At 44.0% G+C, this 22,550-nt stretch carries 20 protein-coding genes; 15 read left to right on the forward strand and 5 right to left on the reverse strand.

Annotation, left to right across the window (positions count from 1 at the left end):
• Positions 1-69: 69 nt before the first annotated feature.
• On the reverse strand, positions 70-1,203 hold the full coding sequence (locus tag C6Y03_RS00270) for a CdaR family transcriptional regulator (protein ID WP_106038631.1): 1,134 nt from the start codon (positions 1,201-1,203) through the stop codon (positions 70-72).
• Positions 1,204-1,328: 125 nt separating this feature from the next.
• On the opposite strand from C6Y03_RS00270, the gene C6Y03_RS00275 reads away from it, so the two are divergent.
• A complete protein-coding gene (locus tag C6Y03_RS00275; RefSeq protein ID WP_106038632.1) occupies positions 1,329-1,907 on the forward strand; it encodes a branched-chain amino acid aminotransferase in 579 nt (192 codons plus the stop codon).
• Between the two features lie 24 nt (positions 1,908-1,931).
• Here the strand turns inward: C6Y03_RS00275 and C6Y03_RS00280 are convergent, their stop codons facing one another.
• Positions 1,932-2,702 carry a DeoR/GlpR family DNA-binding transcription regulator gene (locus C6Y03_RS00280; RefSeq protein ID WP_095285250.1) on the reverse strand — a complete coding sequence of 257 codons (771 nt, stop codon included), beginning with the start codon at positions 2,700-2,702 and terminating at the stop codon, positions 1,932-1,934.
• 122 nt (positions 2,703-2,824) lie between these two features.
• Here C6Y03_RS00280 and C6Y03_RS00285 point away from each other — a divergent pair, with 122 nt between their 5' ends.
• From C6Y03_RS00285 to C6Y03_RS00330, 10 genes are all read left to right on the forward strand, one after another.
• Positions 2,825-3,631, forward strand: a complete 807-nt coding sequence (locus tag C6Y03_RS00285; protein WP_060596491.1) for a tyrosine-protein phosphatase — start codon at positions 2,825-2,827, stop codon at positions 3,629-3,631.
• Positions 3,632-3,655: 24 nt separating this feature from the next.
• Positions 3,656-5,194 carry a glycoside hydrolase family 10-like protein gene (locus tag C6Y03_RS00290; protein WP_106038633.1) on the forward strand — a complete coding sequence of 513 codons (1,539 nt, stop codon included), beginning with the start codon at positions 3,656-3,658 and terminating at the stop codon, positions 5,192-5,194.
• A gap of 142 nt (positions 5,195-5,336) precedes the next feature.
• Positions 5,337-6,479, forward strand: a complete 1,143-nt coding sequence (locus tag C6Y03_RS00295; RefSeq protein ID WP_034660853.1) for an acyl-CoA dehydrogenase family protein — start codon at positions 5,337-5,339, stop codon at positions 6,477-6,479.
• A 42-nt stretch (positions 6,480-6,521) separates the two neighbouring features.
• The gene (locus C6Y03_RS00300) at positions 6,522-8,159 is read left to right on the forward strand and encodes an AMP-binding protein (RefSeq protein WP_034660852.1); all 1,638 of its coding nucleotides are present in this window, start codon (positions 6,522-6,524) and stop codon (positions 8,157-8,159) included.
• A gap of 8 nt (positions 8,160-8,167) precedes the next feature.
• The gene (locus tag C6Y03_RS00305) at positions 8,168-9,517 is read left to right on the forward strand and encodes an acetyl-CoA carboxylase biotin carboxylase subunit (protein WP_095285246.1); all 1,350 of its coding nucleotides are present in this window, start codon (positions 8,168-8,170) and stop codon (positions 9,515-9,517) included.
• The gene (locus C6Y03_RS00310) at positions 9,514-9,729 is read left to right on the forward strand and encodes an acetyl-CoA carboxylase biotin carboxyl carrier protein subunit (protein WP_034660850.1); all 216 of its coding nucleotides are present in this window, start codon (positions 9,514-9,516) and stop codon (positions 9,727-9,729) included. The genes C6Y03_RS00305 and C6Y03_RS00310 overlap by 4 nt, the downstream gene beginning before the upstream one ends.
• Positions 9,730-9,740: 11 nt before the next feature.
• Positions 9,741-10,649, forward strand: coding sequence for a hydroxymethylglutaryl-CoA lyase (locus tag C6Y03_RS00315; protein ID WP_106038634.1), 909 nt, complete (start codon positions 9,741-9,743; stop codon positions 10,647-10,649).
• Between the two features lie 14 nt (positions 10,650-10,663).
• A complete protein-coding gene (locus C6Y03_RS00320; RefSeq protein ID WP_034660848.1) occupies positions 10,664-11,446 on the forward strand; it encodes an enoyl-CoA hydratase in 783 nt (260 codons plus the stop codon).
• An 18-nt stretch (positions 11,447-11,464) separates the two neighbouring features.
• Entirely contained in the window at positions 11,465-12,988 is a 1,524-nt protein-coding gene (locus C6Y03_RS00325) for an acyl-CoA carboxylase subunit beta (protein ID WP_106038635.1), read from the forward strand.
• A 13-nt stretch (positions 12,989-13,001) separates the two neighbouring features.
• On the forward strand, positions 13,002-14,936 hold the full coding sequence (locus C6Y03_RS00330; protein ID WP_106038636.1) for an AMP-binding protein: 1,935 nt from the start codon (positions 13,002-13,004) through the stop codon (positions 14,934-14,936).
• Positions 14,937-14,965: 29 nt separating this feature from the next.
• Here C6Y03_RS00330 and cysI read toward each other — a convergent pair whose 3' ends face one another.
• Complete coding sequence (gene cysI / locus C6Y03_RS00335) at positions 14,966-16,684, reverse strand: assimilatory sulfite reductase (NADPH) hemoprotein subunit (RefSeq protein WP_106038637.1); 1,719 nt, start codon at positions 16,682-16,684, stop codon at positions 14,966-14,968.
• 37 nt (positions 16,685-16,721) lie between these two features.
• A complete protein-coding gene (locus tag C6Y03_RS00340) occupies positions 16,722-18,542 on the reverse strand; it encodes an assimilatory sulfite reductase (NADPH) flavoprotein subunit (protein ID WP_106038638.1) in 1,821 nt (606 codons plus the stop codon).
• Positions 18,543-18,817: 275 nt separating this feature from the next.
• Between C6Y03_RS00340 and C6Y03_RS00345 the strand changes: the two genes are divergently transcribed.
• Entirely contained in the window at positions 18,818-19,216 is a 399-nt protein-coding gene (locus C6Y03_RS00345; RefSeq protein ID WP_223249559.1) for a DUF3221 domain-containing protein, read from the forward strand.
• 62 nt (positions 19,217-19,278) lie between these two features.
• Here C6Y03_RS00345 and C6Y03_RS00350 read toward each other — a convergent pair whose 3' ends face one another.
• Positions 19,279-20,706 carry an aldehyde dehydrogenase family protein gene (locus C6Y03_RS00350; RefSeq protein ID WP_066030817.1) on the reverse strand — a complete coding sequence of 476 codons (1,428 nt, stop codon included), beginning with the start codon at positions 20,704-20,706 and terminating at the stop codon, positions 19,279-19,281.
• Positions 20,707-20,917: 211 nt separating this feature from the next.
• Between C6Y03_RS00350 and C6Y03_RS00355 the strand changes: the two genes are divergently transcribed.
• The 3 genes from C6Y03_RS00355 to C6Y03_RS00365 are packed head-to-tail and all read left to right on the forward strand — an operon-like array spanning position 20,918 to position 22,544.
• On the forward strand, positions 20,918-21,343 hold the full coding sequence (locus C6Y03_RS00355) for a DMT family transporter (protein WP_060596692.1): 426 nt from the start codon (positions 20,918-20,920) through the stop codon (positions 21,341-21,343).
• A gap of 13 nt (positions 21,344-21,356) precedes the next feature.
• Positions 21,357-22,037 (forward strand): Crp/Fnr family transcriptional regulator, encoded by a 681-nt coding sequence (locus C6Y03_RS00360; protein ID WP_066030818.1) that lies wholly within the window; start codon positions 21,357-21,359, stop codon positions 22,035-22,037.
• Between the two features lie 21 nt (positions 22,038-22,058).
• The gene (locus C6Y03_RS00365; RefSeq protein ID WP_034660841.1) at positions 22,059-22,544 is read left to right on the forward strand and encodes a DMT family transporter; all 486 of its coding nucleotides are present in this window, start codon (positions 22,059-22,061) and stop codon (positions 22,542-22,544) included.
• Positions 22,545-22,550: the final 6 nt, after the last annotated feature.

Here is a 22,550-nt window from a genome sequence, read left to right on the forward strand (position 1 = left end):
ACTCCTACTGATTAGACATACCGTTTCTTTCAGTATAAAAAAAGAATCGTCTCATGCCTATGGACGATTCTACAAAATATTGGGCTGTTCGCCTCGTTTATTTGGATGATGATCTAATAGCATCAAGGCTAAATAAAAGAGCATCGCATCTTGCATGCGTTTTGGATCAAGTGTCGTTAAATCTTGGATACGTTTTAGTCTGTAATGCAGTGTATTGATATGTACGTGCATCGCTTCCGCGGTATACTTCAATGAGTAATCTGATGTTATGAGTACACGCAATGTTTTCACTAGTTCAGGGTAGGGGAGAAGTGGGGCGATCGTTCGATCAAGGAACACTTCTTTTGTTTCCTGACTCACTTCTTCTATAAAAAGTTCAAGTGTTAAATCCTCATCAAACACAATCGGTGTATCCACATTCGCCAATTTTAAGGCACGAAAGGCTTGATGAAAGGATTGCTTCATCATATGTCCAGCTGCTGGTTTTCCCGCACCTATCAAAACCTTTGACGTGGAACGTGAGGTGAGGGAAGCATGGATGTGAAAAAGACGCTGCTGCAAGGTATCACGATCATTTGCCGAGGTTTGCAGCATGAGCAAAAAGCGGGCATGTCCCCAGCGAACGATCATTTCCTGACTTGTGAGATGCAGCATTTCCTTTACTTTTTTGTATTGATCCTGCTTCATAAACGATTCATCGTGACAATCAATGAGGACGACGATACGCTGCTTGTTGACATCAAGCTGAAGCCGCGCTGCTTTTTCAGTGAGATTGATTGCTGTCTCTGGCAGATGAAGCCAGTCGAACACAAACGCTTCAAGCTGCCGTTCATCGGTTTCCGTTTCTAGAAAAAATTCATGCTCTTGAATAAGCAGTTCGGTCATTTTTCGTAATATTTCGCCAAATGGAGAGACATGGACGGGATTTCCTGTCATCCCAATCACCCCAATGACCTCTTGCTTAAAATAAATAGGCAGATTGATGCCGGCTTTGACCCCTTTCATTTGCTGCTCATCATCCTTTGTGAGGGTTCGTTTTTGTCCTTCAAAGGATGTCAGATACGCCCCTTCATGAAATTGACCAATGCGCGCTGGATCTGTTGCCGCAATGATGGTGCCGTTTGTTTGTGCGATGATGATTTCCTCAGTCAGCACTTTTTTGACCTCGTCTACGATTTTTTCTGCCAGTGTCATTGTGAGCAAAACGTACCCCTCCGAGATGTTTCTTTTGACACTATCATACCATCATATGCTGAGTCATATCTTTCTTTTCATGAGTTATGCTAAAATAATAAACGCACATGAAAGAGAAGAAAGGAGACATAGCCATGTCATTGCAAAATCGCTTACAAGATTTACTGAAAGAAGGACAAGCGCTGCCAGACTTTGAATATGACGAAGCGGCGCGCCACAATTGGCCTTTAGAAGGTGCAAGAATAAAGGAAGAGGCACGCTTTAGCGATGTATATATAGAGCGTGTAGACAAAGAATCCGAGGACATAATTCAAACAGAAGGCGCCTCATTTCTAAACACACCGCTTACATATGTAAAACAACATCAAAAAGAATTCATTTATATCGAATCAAAGTGGTTTGATGTGGTGAGAGTCGATGGATTAGCCATTGAATGGGACGAAGTGTTTCAAACGTATACCGTGTTATTCGGTTTAAAACGTCCTAAAAAAGACACAGGTATTTTAAAAGACATGCTGGCTTCATTAAATGGTGCGCAGCTTCAATTTAATGGGCAAGACGGCTTATTCGATGTGAATTTACAGCTTCTTGAACTTGAGGACATCCATGAAGATATGCCTTTTATTGAAGTCATCTCAGCCGTGTACCGTTTTTTATTCCGCATGATCATGCAGCTTGAAATGAATGAATCAAAAAACGGCTCAAATTCCTGAGCCGTTTTTTTGTGATCCATTTATTTACGTCTTCTCATTTGATGAAGGCGTGGCAAACCGTACATCATGATCTTTTCCATATTGAAGATAATCTTCATTTGGCTGTTTATTCGTCACGACGACATCAAGATCGTGTAAATCACAAAACGTGGTCAAAGCGTAGTGATCGAACTTACTATCATCAACTAATAAAAACGTTTTGGCACTTTTTTCAACAACTGTCTTTTTAATATCCGTTTCAAGCGGGGACGAATTCGTGACTCCGTGATCAATGGATAAACCAGTTGATGCGATAAAGGCTTTATTGACATTGTAAGCTTTCAAACGCTCTACACTTTGATAGCCAACGAAAGAATTCGTTTTTCTCTCAAGCATCCCGCCGGTGGAAAAGATAGTGAGATTTTCATAAGGCATCGCCTGTGTAATAAAATCTACATTATTGGTCACAACGGTCACCTGTTTCTCAGTCAAATAGGGAAGCATTTCAAGTGTTGTCGTACCAGAATCAACAAAAATCATATCCCCATTTTCCACAAAAGCAGCAGCCGTTTGTCCGATCAATTGCTTTTTACTGAGCTGGCGGGTCTTTCGCTCTTGATATACTACTAATGTTGAATGGTTCACAGCGACTCCGCCGTACACTTTCTTTAGTACGCCGGACTCGACCAATGCTTGTACATCTCGGCGTATCGTGTTTTTTGAGACGCCAAAATGCGCCACAAGCTCATCAAGTGAGGCAGATTCCCGGTCAAACACATACTCTTTGATTTGCTGAATCCGTTTTGTTTTTATCATGCTTCATATCTCCAATCCATCCGAATCTCCTTTTTCCATTATACCAAATGGCTTCTCTTTTCCCCATCTCAATAAAAGCGTATGATAGAGAAAAGAACGTAACGGAAAGGATTTTCACTTCTATGAATCAATCAAACAACCCATTTTCAAAGCTTGCGAATTTTAGAGAAGTAGGGGGACTTCAAACAACAGGTGAGATGGTGATCAGGCAGGGAATGATTTATCGATCCGCAGATCTATCGCGTCTCACAAAACAAGATATGTTGACGTTCTCAAAGCTTAGGATTCAAACCATTTGTGATCTCCGAACAAGCTCAGAACGCAAATCACATCCGCCAAAAATCAAGGAACACAACAAAATCGTTCATATCCCGATGCAGCCTGACAGTAAGATGCCAAGTAAGTGGACCATGTTTCGTATGCTGACAACTGAAGGGAAATCTCTTTCATTTGCACCGATTATGAAAGATTTATATCAAAGTATGCTCACAGAACGTAAAGAAGAGATTCAGCAGCTGTTCTCGCTGCTTTCAGATAAGAGCAATTACCCGCTGATGCTTCACTGCACGAGCGGTAAGGACCGGACAGGCTTTTTATCTGCCCTCATTCAATTAGCAGCAGGTGTACCGATGCCGGCCGTTTTAAGTGAATATATGCGTTCCAATGAAGGTGTGAAAATGCTTGTCAGAAGGCAGCAGCGATTTGTCCGCATGATGAGTTTATACCGGGTGTCAAAAGAGCAAATTCAACCGCTTCTCGGTGTGCAGCAAGATTATCTGGAAGATGTGCTAAACGAAATGATGGACACATACGGAAGTGCAGAGCGGTATTTAATCGAGGCTTGCGAAATACCTGAAGCTCAGCTCAAGGAAATGAAAAACATCCTGCTGACACCATCTGCTGGCATTCGATCTCAAAAAGCGGAATAAACTGAATATGAGGTGATGCAAAAAATGCTGAAAAAAATCAGTATGACGTGTCTAACACTAATTTTGATGTTTGTATTCTTATTGATTCCTTCTAGCAGTCTAGCTCGTCCAATGCCAAAAGGGAAGCTTGAAAGCACAAGAGAGATGCGCGCGGTATGGATCGCATCGGTTTATAACCTAGATTGGCCTTCAAAGAAAGGACTGCCTGTCAAAGAGCAGAAACAAGAGTTTATTCATTTGTTAGATGAGATCAAAGCGATGAATATGAATGCCGTGATCATGCAAATTAAACCGACAGCAGATGCCTTTTATCCTTCGGCATACGGCCCGTGGTCCGAATATTTGACCGGGACACAAGGGAAAGATCCCGGGTATAACCCGCTTGAATTCATGATCGAAGAAGCTCATAAACGCGGGCTCGAATTTCACGCTTGGTTTAACCCGTATCGAATCACAATGAATCATACCGACCTCAGCCGTTTATCAGCCGATCACCCTGCAAAAAAACATCCAGATTGGACTATTGCGTACGGTAATCAGCTTTACTACAATCCAGGCATTCCTAAAGCTCAGGAGTTCATTGTCGGCAGCATAGAAGAAGTCGTGAAAAACTACGATATTGATGCAGTGCATATGGATGATTATTTTTACCCGAATAAAATAGCCGGTGTGCCGTTTCCAGATCAAGAAACGTATGAAACATATGGAAAAAAGGCATTCACGCATATAGAAGATTGGCGAAGAGATAATGTGAACCAATTGGTCAAGCAAATCAACGACACCGTGAAGAAAGTAAAGCCGTATGTGAAGTTTGGTATTAGCCCCTTCGGAGTCTGGCGCAACATAAAGGATGATCCGACTGGTTCAAACACCACAGCAGGGATGACCAACTATGATGATTTGTATGCTGATACAAGAGAGTGGATTCAGCAGCACGATATCGATTATGTCACCCCGCAAATTTACTGGAGCATCGGCTTTCAGGCAGCCGCATACGATGTGCTAACAAAATGGTGGTCAAATGAAGTGAAGGGAGAGCCTGTTCACCTGTACATTGGTCAGGCGACGTATAAAATTAATCAAAACAGTGATCCTGCTTGGTCTGATCCAGAAGAATACTTTCGGCAGATCAAACTGAACAGACAGTCGCCTCTCGTGCAGGGAAGCATGCACTTTAGCCTAAAGGATATCAATCGCAACCCTTTGAATGTCAAAAATCGATTGATAGAAGATGCTTACCGTAAACCGGCTCTCATTCCAGAAATGCCTTGGCTTCATCAGAAAGCGCCAAAAAAACCAATCATTCAATCTATTAAAAAGACAGCAGAGGGTGCGGCTTTACAGATCAAAAATGATCCGCAATCTACCGCATCCTATTACGCGGTCTATCGCTTGACGACGAAAGGAACATATGAATTGCTGCAAACCGTTAGAAAAGAAACCGGCACGCTGACATCTGTCAAAAATCTTTCAGTTCATCAGAATAAGAGTGATACTTACAAAGTAACGGCTCTCAATCGACTTCATCACGAAAGCAAGCCTTCTACAATAAAAGTGAGATAACGAAAAAGTATGAATGAGGATTTTCTTCGTTCATGCTTTTTTCTATTATTTTTGTTTTAATATTCTGAATTCAGCCAAGCTTGGCATGAAGCAGCCACTTGATTAATAAATATGATAGAAAAGAGCCAAAGGGGGAAACATGATGGATTTTGAATTAACGAAAGAACAACAAATGATCCGGCAGATGGTCAAAGAATTCGCCAAGGAAGAAATTGCTCCACTCGCTCAAACCATTGATGAACAGGCTGTATTCCCGGTCCAAACTTTTCAAAAAATGGGAGAGCTCGGCTTGATGGGCATCCCTTTTCCAGAGAAATACGGAGGCTCAGGAGGAGATACAATCTCATATGCGCTCGCTGTAGAAGAAATCGGAAAACAGTGTGCCAGTACAGGCCTTAGCTATGCCGCAGCCGTTTCCTTAGGCGCAAGCCCGCTTTATTACTTCGGTACAGAGGAGCAAAAGATGGATCACCTTGTCCCGCTGGCATCTGGAACAGCACTCGGTTCCTTCGGATTAACAGAGCCAAATGCAGGGTCAGATGCAAAAGGGACGAAAACAAAAGCGGTCAAAGACGGACAAGAGTATGTGATTAGCGGGGAGAAGTGCTGGATCACAAATGCCAATTTTGCCAGAACCATTATCGTCACCGCTGTCACGGATCGTGATGAGCACGGCCGCCCGATCATCTCCGCCTTCATTGTAGAAAAAGGTCAAAAAGGGCTGTCCATTACAAATCCATACGACAAAATGGGGGTGCGCGGTTCAGATACGGCTGAAATCATTTTAGACAGCGTACGTGTACCAGCACATCATATATTAGGAGACCCAGCCAAAGGCTTCAAGCAATTTTTATATACATTAGACGGAGGACGCATATCAATTGCTGCCTTATCTGTTGGTATCGCGCAAGCTGCACTAGATGCTTCTCTCTCCTATGCAAAGGAAAGAAAGCAATTTGGGCAGACCCTCTCGTCCTTTCAAGCCATTCAATTTAAACTGGCAGATATGGCGATGCAAATAGAACTTGCTCGTCAAATGGTGTGGAAAGCCGCCTGGCTGAAAGATCATGGAAAGCCATTTACAAAAGAAGCTGCCTATGCCAAGCTTTTCGCTTCGGAAATGGCGACAAAAGCAAGTCTCGATGCTGTCCAAATTCACGGAGGAACAGGCTACATGAAAGAGTGCGGGGTAGAACGGCTTGTGAGAGATGCCAAGCTCATGGAAATCGGAGAAGGCACCTCTGAAATTCAGCGTTTAGTCATCGCAAGACAATTGTTAGCTTAATCCTGTTATGAAAACGCTTACCATTGATGGAGGAGGAAAATCATGATGTCGATTCATCCACAAACGATCGGCTCCCTATTAAAAGAGAAAAAGGAGCAGCACCCAGCACATGAAGCCATTGTGTATCCAGAACGTTCATTACGTTATTCATACGAAGCGTTTTTTAGAGAGGTCAAGGAAACAGGGAAAGGTCTTATGGCATTAGGGGTTCAAAAAGGGGATCATATCGCCATCATGGCACCTAATGTCCCTGAATGGCTCATGCTGCAATTCGCCTGCGCCTCCATTGGAGCCGTTCTTGTCACCGTGAATACGAACTTTCAATCACAAGAACTCGCTTACTTACTAAAGCATTCTGATAGCAGCATGCTGTTTATCGTTGACGGGTTTAAAGAGACATCATATGTCAGGATGCTTGAAAACCTCATTCCAGAGCTTCAAACAGCTCATCAAGACGAGATCAGTTCATCATCATTTCCATATTTAAAAAGTGTCGTATATATTGGCGAGCACACGCCAAAGGGCATGCGCAGCTGGGACAGTATTCAAGCTGCTGCTAAAAGAATGGAGGATGATGCATGGGAGAAACGAATGGATGAGCTGGCGCCTGATGACGTTATTAATATGCAATATACCTCTGGCACAACCGGCTACCCAAAAGGCGTCATGCTCAGCCATACAAACATCGTCTGCAATGCCAGTCAGATCGCAGATTGCATGAAGCTCACCCATGAAGACCGCATGTGTATCCCCGTGCCGTTCTTTCATTGCTTTGGATCTGTTCTTGGCGTACTTGCTTGTCTCACAAAAGGAGGCACGATCATTCCAATTGAATCTTTCCACCCAGAGCGAGTCCTTCAAACAGTGGAACAAGAGAAGTGCACTGTTCTTCATGGCGTCCCGACAATGTTCATTGCAGAGCTTGATCATCCGAATTTCCACCAATACGATCTGTCCACATTACGAACAGGCATTATGGCAGGATCTCTTTGCCCATCCCATGTGATGAAAGCAGTCATTGAACAAATGGGACTGAAGGAGCTCACGATTGCCTACGGTCAAACCGAAAGCTCACCTGTCATTACCCAAACTAGAACGGATGATTCATTTGAAAGGCGGGTTCAAACGGTAGGTAGGGCACTTCCTCACATCGAGGTAAAAATCACCGCCCCAGGTACGCCGGATGAAGTACCAAGAGGAGAACAAGGCGAGCTGTGTACAAGAGGCTATCATGTGATGAAAGGCTACTATAAAAATGAAGAAGCCACAAATGAAGTCATTGATGAGGACGGGTGGCTTCATACAGGAGATTTAGCAGAGATGGATGAGGATGGCTATGTGAAAATCACAGGACGGCTGAAAGATATGATCATTAGAGGCGGGGAAAATGTTTATCCAAAAGAGATTGAAGACGTTCTTTACACGCATCCAGCCATTCTTGATGCACAGGTTGTTGGTATTCCTGACGAGACCTATGGAGAGGAAGCCGCCGCATTCATTCGGCTCAAACAAGGTCATACGGTGACGATTGAGTCATTAACCAGCTATTGTCAGTCACAAATGGCTCGCTACAAAATTCCAAAATATTTTTTCATCACAGACGAGTATCCGATGACCGCATCAGGGAAGATTCAAAAATTTCGTCTGAAAAAACAGGCGCTTGATCTAATAAAGGAGTGAGGGCAGCGATGTTCAAAAAAGTACTGATCGCAAATCGAGGCGAAATTGCTCGTAGAATTATTCGGACTTGTAAAAGGCTCGGGATCAACACCGTGGCTGTTTATTCAGAAGCAGATCAGCATGCGCTTCATGTGCAAGAAGCAGACAGCGCCTATCTGATTGGAGGAGCGAAAGTATCTGAAAGCTATTTAAACATGGAAGTGATCATCGAGGTTGCCAAGCAGACAAATACAGATGCCATCCATCCTGGATATGGCCTCTTATCAGAAAATGCGGCCTTTGCTGAACGCTGCCGCAGCGAAGGAATTATTTTTATTGGACCATCCGCACAGGTCATTCAGCGAATGGGGAATAAAATTGAAGCGAGAAAAACGATGGACCATGCGGGGATTCCCATTGTACCAGGCGTTTCAGCCCCGCTCCATGACGCAGAAGAAGGAGTCAGTAAAGCCCAGTCACTCGGTTATCCGATCATGCTCAAGGCATCAAGCGGAGGCGGGGGAATTGGCATGCAGCTTGTGCGAAATGACGAGGAGCTGCATAAAGCTTTTGAAGGAAATCAAAAAAGAGCGCAAAGTTTTTTCAACGACGGGACGCTTTATATGGAAAAGGTCATTGAAGACGCGCGGCACATTGAAATTCAAGTCCTTTTTGATTCCTTCGGCCATGGGGTTCACTTATTTGAGCGCGACTGTTCACTCCAAAGAAGACACCAGAAAATCATCGAAGAAGCACCTGCCGCCTGTCTCGATGAATCAGTGAGACAACAGATGGGACAAATGGCCGTCAAAGCAGCCAAAGCCATTGGCTATGAAAACGCAGGGACGATTGAATGTTTAGTCGATCAAAACCAACAGTTTTATTTTCTAGAGATGAACACGAGATTACAAGTAGAGCACCCTGTCACAGAAGAAATTACAGGTATTGATCTTGTCGAGGAGCAGCTGAAAATCGCTGCATCAGAGCCGCTTTCCTTCATTCAGGAGGATATTCATCAAATTGGGCATGCCATCGAGGTCAGAATCTATGCGGAGGACCCCGTTACCTTTTATCCGTCACCAGGAACAATCACTCGGCTATTTATGCCAGAAGCTCCCTATATACGCCATGAATCAAGTGTGACAAGCGGGAGCGTCATTACCCCATATTACGATCCAATGATTGCGAAGATGATTGTTTACGGTGATACACGAAAACTTGCAATAGAACGATTAAAAAAGGCGTTACAAGCATATGAAATAGAAGGGATCAAAACCAACTTACCGCTTTTAAGGGAAATGGCTGGATCTTCTGCTTTCTTACATGGCAGCATCACAACCGATTTTCTCATGAAAAAAAGGGAGGGGAACCGTTCATGAAAATGGTCACGATACAAATGGCCGGAAACTTATGGAAGCTTCTTGTGAAACAAGGCGATGAAGTGCAAAAAGGGCAGGAGGTCGCTATCTTGGAATCAATGAAAATGGAGATTCCAATTGTTGCAGAAGAGGCTGGTGTCATCAGCAAAGTGTATAAGGCAGAGGGGGAATTTGTCGATGAAGGAGAGGTCCTTCTAGAGCTGACAGAATAGGAGGGAGCGAGATGGCATTACCAAAGCGTGTACTTATCAGAGAGGTCGGCCCGCGGGACGGACTGCAAAATGAATCCACTTGGCTGGACACAAGCGAGAAGCAAAGGTGGATTGAACTGCTCACAGCAGCCCGGCTTCCTTATATTGAAGTCACCTCATTTGTTCATCCTAAATGGGTCCCAGCCTTAAAAGACGCCAAAGAGTTAGCTCAATCCTTACACAAAAATGACAACATCACCTATGCAGCACTCATTCCTAATGAAAAAGGCTTGGCTCACTTTTTTGAAGCAAATCTTGACGCAGGCGCTATGTTTATCTCTTCGAGTGAAACACATAACAAAAAAAATATGAATCAATCCATCGACGAAACACTTCCTGTCATCAAACAAATGACAGCTGATTTAAAAGCAGCAGGAAAGATCACACGCGCATATATTTCTACCGTGTTTGGCTGCCCTTATGAACATCAAGTGCCAATGGATCAAGTTCTGCGGTTAACGGATATTCTGCTCTCTTATGGCATTGATGAAATATCACTCGGCGACACCATTGGAGAAGCCCATCCGCTTCAAGTAGAAAGGCGATTAGACATTTTACTTGAACGTTTTCCTGCTGATAAAATCGCTCTACATTTTCACGATACGAAGGGGATGGGTCTTGCCAATATTTATACGGCATTAAAAGCGGGAATCACAACATTTGACTCCTCTAGCGGCGGGCTTGGCGGCTGCCCATATGCACCTGGCTCTAGCGGAAATGTCGCGACAGAAGATGTAGTGCATATGCTTCAAAAACTAGGAACCGAAACCAATATCGATTTTCCTGCATTGATAAAAGCGGCAGAATGGATCGAAACAAAAGTAGATCGAACCCTGCCTAGTCATTGTTTACGTGCTTTTCACTCTCATACTACTTCATAAAGGATGAATGTGACATGACATCATTGGTTAATTTTATGATACAAGATGAACGGATTGGGATCATGACCTTAAACAGGCCGAAACAAGCGAATTCCCTATCCGCTGCGATGCTTGAGGAGATCAATCAAATCATTCAAGAAATCAAACACGATGAAAGCATCCGCTGTCTGCTCATTACAGGAGCTGGTTCTAACGTCTTTTGCGCAGGAGCTGATTTAAAAGAGCGACGATTGATGACAGAAGAAGAAGCAAAAGCGGCGGTTCTGTCGATTCAGCAAACCTTTACAGAAATTGACTCCCTTCCTGTGCCTGTCATTGCCGTGATGAATGGACACGCACTCGGCGGAGGCCTTGAGCTCGCACTGGCTTGTGATCTCCGCATCGCACGAGCCGGAGCAAGATTCGGCCTGCCAGAAACTGGACTAGCCATCATACCAGGAGCCGGAGGAACCCAGCGGCTTCCGCGCCTGATTGGACTCGGTAAAGCAAAAGAACTGATTTTCACAGGTGGTTCATTACAAGCTGAAGAAGCCATTCAAATCGGGTTGATTGAGCACCTCTCTTTAGCAGATTCTCTTATGGATGACGCCATTTCTCTCGCAAAACAAATCGCCAAAAACGGTCCAATTGCTTTAAAAGAAGCGAAACAAGCGATTCAAATGAGCCTTGATCATGATTTACGTACAGGTCTGATGAAGGAATACGAAGCCTATGTACGGCTCATTGATACAGAAGATCGAATGGAGGGACTTCAAGCTTTCCAAGAAAAACGAACGCCTCATTACAGAGGCAACTAGCAAGAAAGGGGAATGGGCATGATCGAAGAATATGAAGTGAAAAAACAGCGGATTGTAAAAGGAGGAGCCGAACGATACCATCAAAAAAACAAAGAAAAAGGAAAATTGTTCGTCCGTGACCGGCTCCAGTTGTTATTAGATGAGGATTCTTTCATTGAGGATGCCATGTTTGCCGAGTGTAAAGATCAACATTTACCAGCAGATGGGGTTGTCACAGGGACGGGGCGGATGAATGGGCAAACGGTTTGCGTCATGGCGAATGACTCTACCGTCAAAGCTGGATCATGGGGCGTCAAAACGGTAGAAAAAATCATTAGAATCCAAGAAACAGCGGAAAAGCTCAACTGCCCGATGCTGTATTTAGTCGATTCTGCGGGTGCAAGAATCACCGATCAAATTGCCATGTTTCCAGGCAGAAGGGGCGCGGGGCGCATTTTTTATAACCAGGTGAAGCTGTCTGGACGTATCCCGCAAATTTGTTTACTATTTGGTCCTTCTGCGGCAGGAGGTGCTTACATTCCTGCTTTTTGTGACATCGTCGTTATGGTCGAAGGGAATGCCTCGATGTATTTAGGCTCTCCGAGAATGGCCGAAATGGTGATTGGAGAAAAAGTATCACTAGAAGAAATGGGCGGGGCAAACATGCATTGCAGCATATCAGGATGTGGTGATATTTTAGCCAAAACAGAGGAAGAAGCCATTCAAATCGCCCGCGACTATTTAACCTACATGCCTGCCAACTATACAGAGAAACCAAAACGGGCAGCCGCCAAAGCACCTCAGCCATCTGAGATGACCATCCAAGACCTTATCCCTAAGGGGCAGAATACCCCTTTTGATATGTATCAGCTCATTGATTTACTCATTGATGAAGGGTCATTTTTTGAAATCAAAAAACTGTTTGCCGCGGAGCTGATTACAAGCTTTGGCCGCATGAATGGTCAGCCTGTTGGTCTTATTGCCAACCAGCCTAGGGTGAAAGGCGGGGTGTTATTCCATGACTCAGCTGACAAAGCCGCCAAGTTTATTCAGCTATGTGACGCCTTTCATATCCCGCTCCTTTTTCTTGCGGATATACCGGGATTTATGATTGGAACAAAAGTGGAACAAGCCGGCATTATTAGACACGGGGCGAAAATGATCTCCGCTATGTCAGAGGCCACTGTTCCGAAAATATCGGTCATTGTGCGTAAAGCATACGGTGCAGGGTTATATGCAATGGCAGGGCCAGCGTTTGAACCAGACTGCTGTCTTGCTCTTCCATCGGCGCAAATTGCTGTCATGGGGCCAGAAGCCGCTGTGAATGCTGTCTATGCGAATAAAATTGCCGAGCTGCCTGCCGAAGAGAGAGCTGCATTTATACAAGAGAAACGTAAGGAATATCAGGAAGATATGAATATATATGAGCTTGCCTCTGAAATGATTGTCGATGGCGTCATCCCGTTTGACCACCTGCGAGCTGAGCTTTGTCATCGATTACAAGCCTATTCCTCAAAAGAGATGACATTTACAAGACGAAAACATCCGGTCTATCCGGTCTAAAGGGGGCATCCTTATGATGAACCTGAAACCAGCATGGGTACCGGAAGAGCAGAAGGTCAAACATACACGTCTTTACAAATGGATGCACTCACTTGGTTTCTCTACTTATGAAGCATTCTACGAAGCTAGTATTGAGCGGACCGATTGGTTTTGGAGAGAAGCTGAAAAGGCGGTCGGCATCAAGTGGAAGGTGCCATATGAAGCCGCATTAGGGCAAGATTCATTCATGTGGCCGAAGTGGTATAAAGGCGGTCAACTAAACGTGACCGAAACGGCCGTGGACAAATGGGCAGAGAACGAAGAGACACAGCATCAGCCAGCCGTGATTTGGAGAAATGAAGTTGGGGCTGAGAGGAGATGGACGTATCTCGACCTTCAGGAAAAGGTTAATCGCCTCGCTGCTGGTTTTTTGAAGAATGGGCTTCAAAAAGGAGATGTGGCGGTCATTTATATGCCGATGCTTCCTGAAACGGTCGCTGTCATGCTAGCCTTTGCAAAAATTGGTGTCATCTTTAGCCCCGTCTTCTCCGGATATGGAAGCGAGCCTCTTGCCGTGCGTATTCGTGCGGCAGGTGCAACCATTGTCGTCACAGGCTCCGACATGACGCGACGCGGGAAGACGATCAATATGCGGGAATGTGCGGCAGATGCGATTCACAAAACAGACACTGTCAAAACCGTCATTGTACACACTCCCTCTCATACTGAATATGAAGGAGATATCAGGCTAAACGATTTGTTAAAAGAAGATCCGATAAGTGAAACGACCTATCTCACAAATGAAGAGCCTCTCATGATCTTATACACTTCTGGAACAACTGGTACGCCAAAAGGAGCTGTCCATACACACGCAGGCTTCCCTGTAAAAACTGCTTTTGACGCCGGTCTTTGTATGGACGTTGCAAAAGGAGACCGTTTGTTTTGGCTCACAGACATGGGCTGGATGATGGGGCCATTTCTCGTCTTTGGCGGCTTGATCAATGGAGCTGCAATCGTTTTATATGACGGTGCACCCGATTATCCAGATGAACAGCACCTCTGGTCATTCATCCACGAGCAAAAAGTCACCCATTTTGGACTTTCACCTACTTTTGTTCGGTCTGCGATGCAGCAAAACCTTTCAGGTATTCAGCTGCCGCATGTCAAAGCCATCATTTCTACAGGTGAACCGTGGAATGAAGCACCATGGCAATGGCTTTTTGACAAAATCGGTCAAAAGCATATTCCGATCCTAAATTATTCAGGGGGAACAGAGGTCTCTGGCGGAATTGTAGGAAGTACGCTGCTTCGCCCAATCAAACCAGTTCTTTTTAATGCGGCGATCTTAGGAATGGCGGCAGATGTGTATAATGAAGCAGGTCAGAGCGTCATAAATGAAGTAGGAGAACTTGTTTTGAAAAAGCCATGGGTCGGCATGACCTGTGGTTTTTGGAAAGATCCGGGGCGATATGAAGACACGTATTTCAGACGATTTGATGGGGTGTGGACACATGGTGATTGGGTGATGCAATCAGCGGATGGCACATTCCATATCACGGGCAGATCGGATGATGTCATTAATTCAGCAGGAAAACGTGTCGGCCCAGCAGAAATTGAATCCATTCTTGTCGGACATCCAGCCGTACACGAGGCAGCTGTAATTGGGGTAAAGGATGAGGTGAAAGGGGAGGCACTCGTGTGCTTCATCGTGACTAGCTCACAATCTTGTGACGAAGCAAAACTGATTCGAGAGCTCAAAACTCATGTTGGTTCACACGCGGGAAAAGCTCTCATGCCAAAGGAAATTCATCTCATTTCAACTTTACCGAAAACAAGAAACGGAAAAATCGTCCGGCGTTTATTAAAAGGAGCCTATGAACAGCAGCCCTCACTAGATCTTTCTTCTTTAGAAAACCCTCATGTGTACAAAAGCATTTGCGAATACTTGAAACGGAAACAGAATCCATAGAAAAAGACAGGAGAGTGTCCTGTCTTTTTCTATTGCACATGAAAATTCGTGCCATCTGTTGTTTCTTTGACAATCCCTGCCCGAACGACAAAATCACCGAAATGTTCTTGGTCTTCTCGTTCTTTTGCATAGCGAGGGAGCAGAGAGCCAAGCTCGTTTAAAATGTCTTCCTCACCAACATTTTCACGGTACAGCTTACTTAATCTGCTGCCATCAAACGCAGCGCCAAGATACATGTTGTATTTGCCAGGTGATTTGCCGATAAAGCCAATTTCACCTAACGCATGGCGGGCACATCCATTTGGACATCCAGTCATTCGAATCGTGATTTCTTTATCACTTAAGCCGTTTTCTTCGACAATCTCTTCAATTTTGTCAATCAAGCGTGGAAGGTAGCGTTCTGCTTCTGCCATCGCTAAGCCGCATGTTGGAAGAGAAACACAGGCCATTGAACTGCGGCGCAGTGCAGAGTGCTGCTGGCCAGCTGATAAACCGAACTCCTGAATGAGCTGCTCGATTTGTTTCTTTTTATGAGATGTGACATTTCCAATTATTAAATTTTGATTCGCTGTTAAGCGGAAGTCTCCTGTATGAATCTTTGCAATTTCCCGAATACCTGTCATCAGCGGGTAGTCATCGTAATCCGTGATGCGGCCGCCTTCTACAAACATCGTATAATGCCATCTGCCATTGATGCCTTTTACCCAGCCATAGCGGTCTCCGTTATGATCAAAGTGATAATCTTTTGCGTCTAAAAGGGCAAACCCAAGGCGTCGTTCAAGCTCTTCTTTTACATTCTCAAGACCGAGGCGGTCCACTGTATATTTAAAGCGGGCGTTTTTTCGCACCGAACGGTTTCCATAGTCACGCTGAATGGTAATCACTTGTTTCGCAATCTCTACAACTTGTTCCGGTGTACAAAAGCCAATCACTTTTGCAAGCTGAGGATAGGTCGCTGTATCACCATGAGTCATGCCCATTCCACCGCCAATTGCGACATTAAAGCCGATCAATTGCTCATTTTCGATGATCGCAATGAAGCCTAAATCCTGCGAAAAGACATCAATATCGTTAGCAGGAGGGACCGCCACACCAATTTTGAATTTTCTTGGCAAATAAAGCGGGCCATACATCGGCTCAACCTCTGTATCAGGCGTTGCCGCTACCTTTTCCTCATCAAGCCAAATTTCATGATACGCTCTAGTTTGCGGAAGCAGGTCATCACTTAATTTTTTGGCCAGCTCATATACATCATGGTGCACTTCTGATTGATAGGGGTTTGATGTACACATGACATTTCGGTTCACGTCGCCGCAAGCAGCGATCGTATCTAGCATAGTCGAATGGATGTCTTGAATGGTCTTTTTCATGTTCCATTTTAAAATACCGTGAAGCTGAAAGGTTTCACGAGTAGTCAGCTTTAACGTACCGTTTCCGTATTTGTGAGCAAGCTCATCCATCACTATCCACTGCTTAGATGTGGCGATTCCGCCAGGCAGGCGTACGCGCAGCATAAATTGATAGGCTGGCTCAAGCTTTTGTTTTTGCCGTTCATTTCTGAGGTCTCGATCATCCTGTAAATAGCTGCCGTGATGCTTCATCAGGCGGTTGTCATCATCAGGAATGCCCGCTGAAATCGGATCAAGCATCACTTCTTTTAACGTACCCCGTAAATAATCACTTTTTTCTTTGATTTCCTCTACGTCGCTCGGAGGTCCATCCGGCGCTGTTAATGCTGTCTTCACCATGTAAGTAAAAGCTCCTTTCTTTCAAGCATCAAATCCATCAATATACGTCGCGCTGATAGCGTTTTTGCTGCTGCAAATTGGCTAAATAGCTTTCTGCTTTCTCCTTACTCATCGCACCTTCTTCTTGGATGATCGATAGAAGGGTACCATGAACATCATGCGCCATATGTTTTTCATCTCCGCAGACATATACATAGGCACCTTGCTCCAGCCATTCGAATAATTCTTTACTTTGTTTCTTCATTTGGTGCTGGACATATACCTTTTCCTCTGAATCTCTTGAAAAAGCCACATCCATTTTCGTTAAGACACCATCTTTTAACCACTTTTGCCATTCAGTTTGATATAAGAAATCCGTCACAAAGTGCTGATCACCGAAGAATAGCCATGACTTTCCGTTTGCACCGATTTCTTCTCGTTCCTGCATAAACGAACGGAAAGGAGCGATACCTGTGCCTGGTCCCACCATAATGATCGGTGCATCAGGGTTTTCAGGAAGCTTAAAGTTTTGGTTGTGCTGGATATAAACAGGCAGTGTATCACCTGGCTCTAAGCGCTCCGCACATAAGATGGAGCAGACACCTTGCCGTTCTCTCCCGTGTGCATCATATCTCACAGCACCTATTGTCAAATGAACTTCTTCTTCATTGGCTTTCAGGCTGCTTGCAATCGAATAAAGGCGTGCAGGGATTTTTCTTAAAATAGCGGTGAAATCTGCGGCTGTTCCTTCAAAAGGACCAAAATCGCGCGCAGCATCTACTAGATCTCTTCCTGCTATATACGCTTTTAACTTTTCTTCATTCCCTTCTTCTAAAAGGGCATGGAGGGCTTCACTTTTTGAAAAGTCCGCCATCTTTTGAAGAAGGGGTTTTGTTAATACTGTAATCTCAAAGTGCGAGGTGAGTGCTTCTTTCAAAAGAAGAGTGTCGCCATTTTTATGCACGGTTACGGCTTCCTCTGCATTCCATCCGCATGTCGTGAGCAGTTCATCAACAAGCGCAGGATCATTTGTTGGATAAATACCAAGGCTGTCACCCGGCTCATAAACAAGTCCTGATCCTTCAAGAGAGAGCTCCAAATGGCGGGTTTCTTTGTTAGAGCCGCGGCCATTTAGGTTGATATTTTCAAGAACTTCCGCATAAAAAGGATTCGTTCTTGAGTATTCAGAAGCTGCTGTTTGGTTGGTTGCTCCTGCTGATTCTTGCGGGAATGCTGCGGCTTCACCTTCGCTAAGTGCCGATGTCACCCCTTGAAGCCATTCAGAAAACGGCTCATCATAATCAAGGTCACAATCCACTCGGCCTATAAGACGCGTTCCGCCAAGTTCTTTGAGGCGCTCATCAAATTCTTTTCCAGTCTGACAGAAGAATTCGTAAGAGCTGTCGCCAAGCGAAAGAACAGAAAAGCTTAAATGATCGAGCTTTGGCGCACGTCTACCATGGACATATTCATGGAAAGAAAGGGCATTATCAGGCGGATCTCCCTCGCCATGTGTGCTGACGATCATCAGTAAATTGTGTATTTTTTTCAGATTATTTGGTTTAAAATCTGACATAGAAGAGAGCGTCACTTGAAAACCTTTCTCCTCGAGATGCTGCGCTGTCTTTTTCGCTAATCCTTCAGAATTGCCTGTTTGCGAGCCATAAAGTAAGGTCACATCTTTACTGACAGGCTGCGCAGGGGCTGCGGCAGAAGGAGTAGGGGCCAGAGCGGCCGTTTCTGATCCGGCTAGAGCTGCCTGTGCTGATAAATAACCGGTAAGCCAAATTTTTTGTTGATCTGTTAAAGTCGGAAGCAGCTGATTGAGCAAGTCTGCCTGCTGCTGACTAAACGGACTGTTCAATACATGAAGTTGCAACGATATCCACCTCACAAGGAATATAAACATAGATTAATTCGATAGGAATTATATATATAGGTTCAATTTGAACTTTACCGAAAGTTTGCCATTAAGTAAAATATATAATATTGATTGTCATGATTAAGATTTCTAATACCTTTACAAGGTGAATGAACTTGAAGGTAAATCAGCTTAACTTATAAAGCACCTTAAGAAAAATAGGCGTTTTGTTCTGAGAATGCTAGCATGAAGAAGCTATCGTGAAGAATTGAAAAGGGGGTGTATGAAAGTTGATGCAGCTAAAGTTTAAAAACATAAAATGTTTTCGGCTTGTCATCTTGATTTTTCTCATTTTATTAGTAGCGTGCAATTCTCCAAAAGGAAATATAAAAGATTCATACAATAAGAATAAAACAACAGCACCTTTTTCAAAAAAAGGCATACTGCTGAGTAAAGAGGAGACTGGTTTACTTCTTATAAACAATAAAACTCCTCTAAAAAGCGATTATTCATTGAATACTCACCTTCTTATTGATAAGTATAAACATGATCTCATCATTATGGATTTATCGAAAGTTGATACTAAAGAGCTGTCACAGGGTCAAACGATTGAGGTTTGGTTTGATGAGTTACAAGAATCGTTTCCTCCTAAAGTAACGGTTGAAAAATATAACATCATTATGGATAAGTAGGGGAGCAGTTCTTAAAATCCACAAAAAGGAGAAAAACCTTAAGGCTTTTCTCCTTTCGTAAATTATGCCGTTGGAAGTCCCATCACAGCTTTCACTTCTAAATATTCCTCGATGCCGAAGTCTCCCCATTCTCTTCCGATACCAGATTGCTTAAAGCCGCCAAATGGGGCAAAGTAATCTGTTTCGGCATTGTTAATGGTGATTTGGCCAGCACGGATATGTTCAGCTACATATTTTAAAGTTTTTTCATCTTTTCCAACAACATACCCGGCAAGGCCATAAACCGTATCATTGGCGATGTCAAGGGCATGATCTAGGTCCTGATACGTAATCACACTCATGACCGGTCCGAAGATTTCTTCTTGCGCAATGGTCATATCATTTTTTACATTGGTGAAAATGGTATGCTTGGCGAAATATCCTTTATCGATTCCGTCCGGCTTTCCAGTTCCCCCTGCAAGCAGAGTAGCACCTTCATCGATTCCTTTTTCAATATAAGATTGCACGGTATCCCATTGTTTCTTGGAGACAAGCGGGCCTGTGGCGTGATCTTCTCTCGGATCACCAACTGTAAACTTCGGCAGGGCATTCAGCAGCGCTTTTTCAAACTTGTCTTTCATTGATTCTGGAATAAGCACACGCGTAGCTGCAGAACACACTTGACCTGTATTCATCGCAATATGATGAATGGCGGTTTCTGCTGCCTCATCCACATCTGCATCATCTAAAACAATAAGAGGGGATTTCCCGCCAAGCTCAAGAGCCACTTTCTTCACATTGTCAGCAGCGTTTTCCATAATCTTCGAGCCGACAGCACCTGATCCAGTAAATGAAACAAAGTCAATATCAGGATGTGAGCTAATACCGTCACCAATCACGTCACCAGTTCCGTTTACTAAGTTGAAGACTCCTTTCGGTACGCCTGCTTCATCAATGATTTCTGCAAGAATCATCGCAGCAAAAGGTGTAATTTCCGCTGGCTTTAAGACAACTGGTGAGCCTGCCGCAATGGCACCCGCAATTTTAAGAGATGTTTGATTCGTTGGGAAGTTCCACGGTGTAATCAATCCGCTGACGCCAATCGCTTCTTTTATAATGGTATGTCCGCCGCGGTCCTCGGTAAATGTATAAGATTTAAGTGCTTCCGCTGCTTTAGAAAAATGTTCATAGCCCATTGTGTAATGAACTTCTTCTGATACTTTCAGCGGTGCACCGAGCTCTTGTGTCATCACTTCTACAAGTTCATCCTTGCGTTTTTCGTACCCGCGCACAATGTTTTCCAGCATCTTCACGCGTTCATTTCGAGATGTTTTCGAGAAAGAAGGGAAGGCGGCACGAGCTGCTTTCACTGCCTTATCTAAATCTTCTTTTGTTCCTAAGCTAATGGTGCCAATGACTTCTTCTGTCGCAGGGTTGATGACCTCTGTCTTTTCGTTTCCTGTTGAAGCAATCCATTCTCCATTAATAAAATGTTTCTCCTGATTTCTCATTCTGACATGTCTCCTTTTTATATGTGATTCAATCAATATTCTGTTTTCAGCTGATATAAAACTGTACCCACTGTGAAAAATCTAAAACGAAGAAACTGCAAAAGAAAAAGTTTCTGATATAATACGCAAAGTGGGACATATGTCCTTTTCAATAGGTGAGCATGTATCATTTAATGGAACTAGACTGAAAAAAGAAGGAGCATTTGAACGAATGAAAGGTGTTATTTTCGCTTTATTAGGAGGCGCTTGCATTACACTGCAAGGCGTGGCCAACGCAAGAATCAGCCAGGATATCGGCACATGGCAGGCAGCAACTATCACACAGCTAACCGGTTTTATCATCTCGCTTGTCATCTTACTGATCGTTCGAGACGGGCACTTCAGGGAATATCAAAAGGTGCGGCCACTTTATTTAATAGGCGGCGCATTTGCAGCCATTATTATTTTTAATGAAGTCACCGCGATTCAAATGATCGGTGTCACACTCACCATCGCAGCGTTACTTATTGCACAGCTTGCTTTTACCTTTGCAATCGATGCAAAAGGATGGTTTGGTGTACAGAAGAAGAAAATGAAATGGCCTCATTATGCAGGAATTTTACTGATGGTCGCAGGCGTGATCATTTTAAAGCTATAAAGGAGGGCGTCAGATGGAGGAGCTTTATGATGAATCTCTTTTTGCCTCATATATGAAGGCACATCAATTAGAAAACGTCTTTCATCAAAAGCTCATATCACACGTGAGCTTGTGGCGCTATGAGCAGGGTGAGCTCGTTTGTTCAAAAGGGGATAAGAGGGAGTACCTGTACTTGTTAGTGAAAGGAAAATTAAAGATTTTCACGACCACAAAGGAAGGGAAGACCTTTATTCTTAGCTTTAAACATCCCCTTGAAGCGATTGGAGATATTGAATACGTTCAGCAGACGGATATGGTCAATACAGTCGAAGCTGTCACAGAAGTACATATGCTAAGGGTTTCTCATCAAGCGCTCATGCGCCATGCGAAGGATGACCCACGCGTGTTAACCTTTCTGCTAAAAGGCATCACAAACAAATTTTATACAAAATCAAACGATTTGAGTTTCCACCTTTTATATCCTGTGGAGGTCAGGCTTGCAAGCTACTTATTGTCTGTTGTAACAAATGATGACAGCGCGAGCGCCCTTCGTCTCACTGATGCGGCAAGCTTAATCGGTACAAGCTATCGTCATATTAACCGGGTCATTCAGCAATTCTGTGAAAAAGGGCTGATAGAGAGGCGTAGAGGAGAGATTACGATTTGTGACCGGAAAGGGCTCCTAGAAATAGCAGAGCACAATATTTATGAATAGAAGAAATGAAGGGATTTATATATGATCATAGGAATACTATTAGCTATCACTGCTGGCGCACTCGTCAGCTTACAAACCATTTTTAACAGTAAGGTCAATGAGCATACAGGCTCTTGGTCAACTACAACCCTCGTTCTTGGAATGGGCTTTATTGCTTCACTCCTGATGGGTCTCTTACTAGAGGGAACTGGCATGTTTCAATTAAGACATATGGAAGCTTGGTACTGGATCAGCGGAGCCATTGGGGTAGGAGTGGTCATTTGTCTTGTTCAGAGTATCAAACGTCTTGGACCGACTTATGGCATCTCGATTGTCCTCACGTCACAGCTGGGCTGCGCTCTTTTGTTTGATTCGCTTGGCTGGCTTGGGTTAGAAAAAGTGGCATTTTCTTTTACAAAACTATTAGGTGTCATTGTGATTGTTGCTGGGATCTTAGTGTTTAAATTGACCAAATTGGAGTCAGCAGAAAAAGATCAATCGCAAGAAAAAGGGCTGCCACAAGAGTAGCCGCCC

Origin of the sequence: Bacillus sp. LNXM65 (assembly GCF_002998575.1) — a bacterium.
Classification (GTDB): domain Bacteria; phylum Bacillota; class Bacilli; order Bacillales; family Bacillaceae; genus Bacillus.

What these genes read in the sequence shown, in the direction of transcription:
- C6Y03_RS00275 (WP_106038632.1), top strand. Translation starts at nt 1,329, where the DNA reads ATGTCATTGCAAAATCGCTTACAAGATTTACTGAAAGAAGGACAAGCG.
- C6Y03_RS00280 (WP_095285250.1), bottom strand. Translation starts at nt 2,702, where the DNA reads ATGATAAAAACAAAACGGATTCAGCAAATCAAAGAGTATGTGTTTGAC.
- C6Y03_RS00285 (WP_060596491.1), top strand. Translation starts at nt 2,825, where the DNA reads ATGAATCAATCAAACAACCCATTTTCAAAGCTTGCGAATTTTAGAGAA.
- C6Y03_RS00290 (WP_106038633.1), top strand. Translation starts at nt 3,656, where the DNA reads ATGCTGAAAAAAATCAGTATGACGTGTCTAACACTAATTTTGATGTTT.
- C6Y03_RS00295 (WP_034660853.1), top strand. Translation starts at nt 5,337, where the DNA reads ATGGATTTTGAATTAACGAAAGAACAACAAATGATCCGGCAGATGGTC.
- C6Y03_RS00300 (WP_034660852.1), top strand. Translation starts at nt 6,522, where the DNA reads ATGATGTCGATTCATCCACAAACGATCGGCTCCCTATTAAAAGAGAAA.
- C6Y03_RS00305 (WP_095285246.1), top strand. Translation starts at nt 8,168, where the DNA reads ATGTTCAAAAAAGTACTGATCGCAAATCGAGGCGAAATTGCTCGTAGA.
- C6Y03_RS00310 (WP_034660850.1), top strand. Translation starts at nt 9,514, where the DNA reads ATGAAAATGGTCACGATACAAATGGCCGGAAACTTATGGAAGCTTCTT.
- C6Y03_RS00315 (WP_106038634.1), top strand. Translation starts at nt 9,741, where the DNA reads ATGGCATTACCAAAGCGTGTACTTATCAGAGAGGTCGGCCCGCGGGAC.
- C6Y03_RS00320 (WP_034660848.1), top strand. Translation starts at nt 10,664, where the DNA reads ATGACATCATTGGTTAATTTTATGATACAAGATGAACGGATTGGGATC.
- C6Y03_RS00325 (WP_106038635.1), top strand. Translation starts at nt 11,465, where the DNA reads ATGATCGAAGAATATGAAGTGAAAAAACAGCGGATTGTAAAAGGAGGA.
- C6Y03_RS00330 (WP_106038636.1), top strand. Translation starts at nt 13,002, where the DNA reads ATGATGAACCTGAAACCAGCATGGGTACCGGAAGAGCAGAAGGTCAAA.
- cysI (WP_106038637.1), bottom strand. Translation starts at nt 16,684, where the DNA reads ATGGTGAAGACAGCATTAACAGCGCCGGATGGACCTCCGAGCGACGTA.
- C6Y03_RS00345 (WP_223249559.1), top strand. Translation starts at nt 18,818, where the DNA reads ATGCAGCTAAAGTTTAAAAACATAAAATGTTTTCGGCTTGTCATCTTG.
- C6Y03_RS00350 (WP_066030817.1), bottom strand. Translation starts at nt 20,706, where the DNA reads ATGAGAAATCAGGAGAAACATTTTATTAATGGAGAATGGATTGCTTCA.
- C6Y03_RS00355 (WP_060596692.1), top strand. Translation starts at nt 20,918, where the DNA reads ATGAAAGGTGTTATTTTCGCTTTATTAGGAGGCGCTTGCATTACACTG.
- C6Y03_RS00360 (WP_066030818.1), top strand. Translation starts at nt 21,357, where the DNA reads ATGGAGGAGCTTTATGATGAATCTCTTTTTGCCTCATATATGAAGGCA.
- C6Y03_RS00365 (WP_034660841.1), top strand. Translation starts at nt 22,059, where the DNA reads ATGATCATAGGAATACTATTAGCTATCACTGCTGGCGCACTCGTCAGC.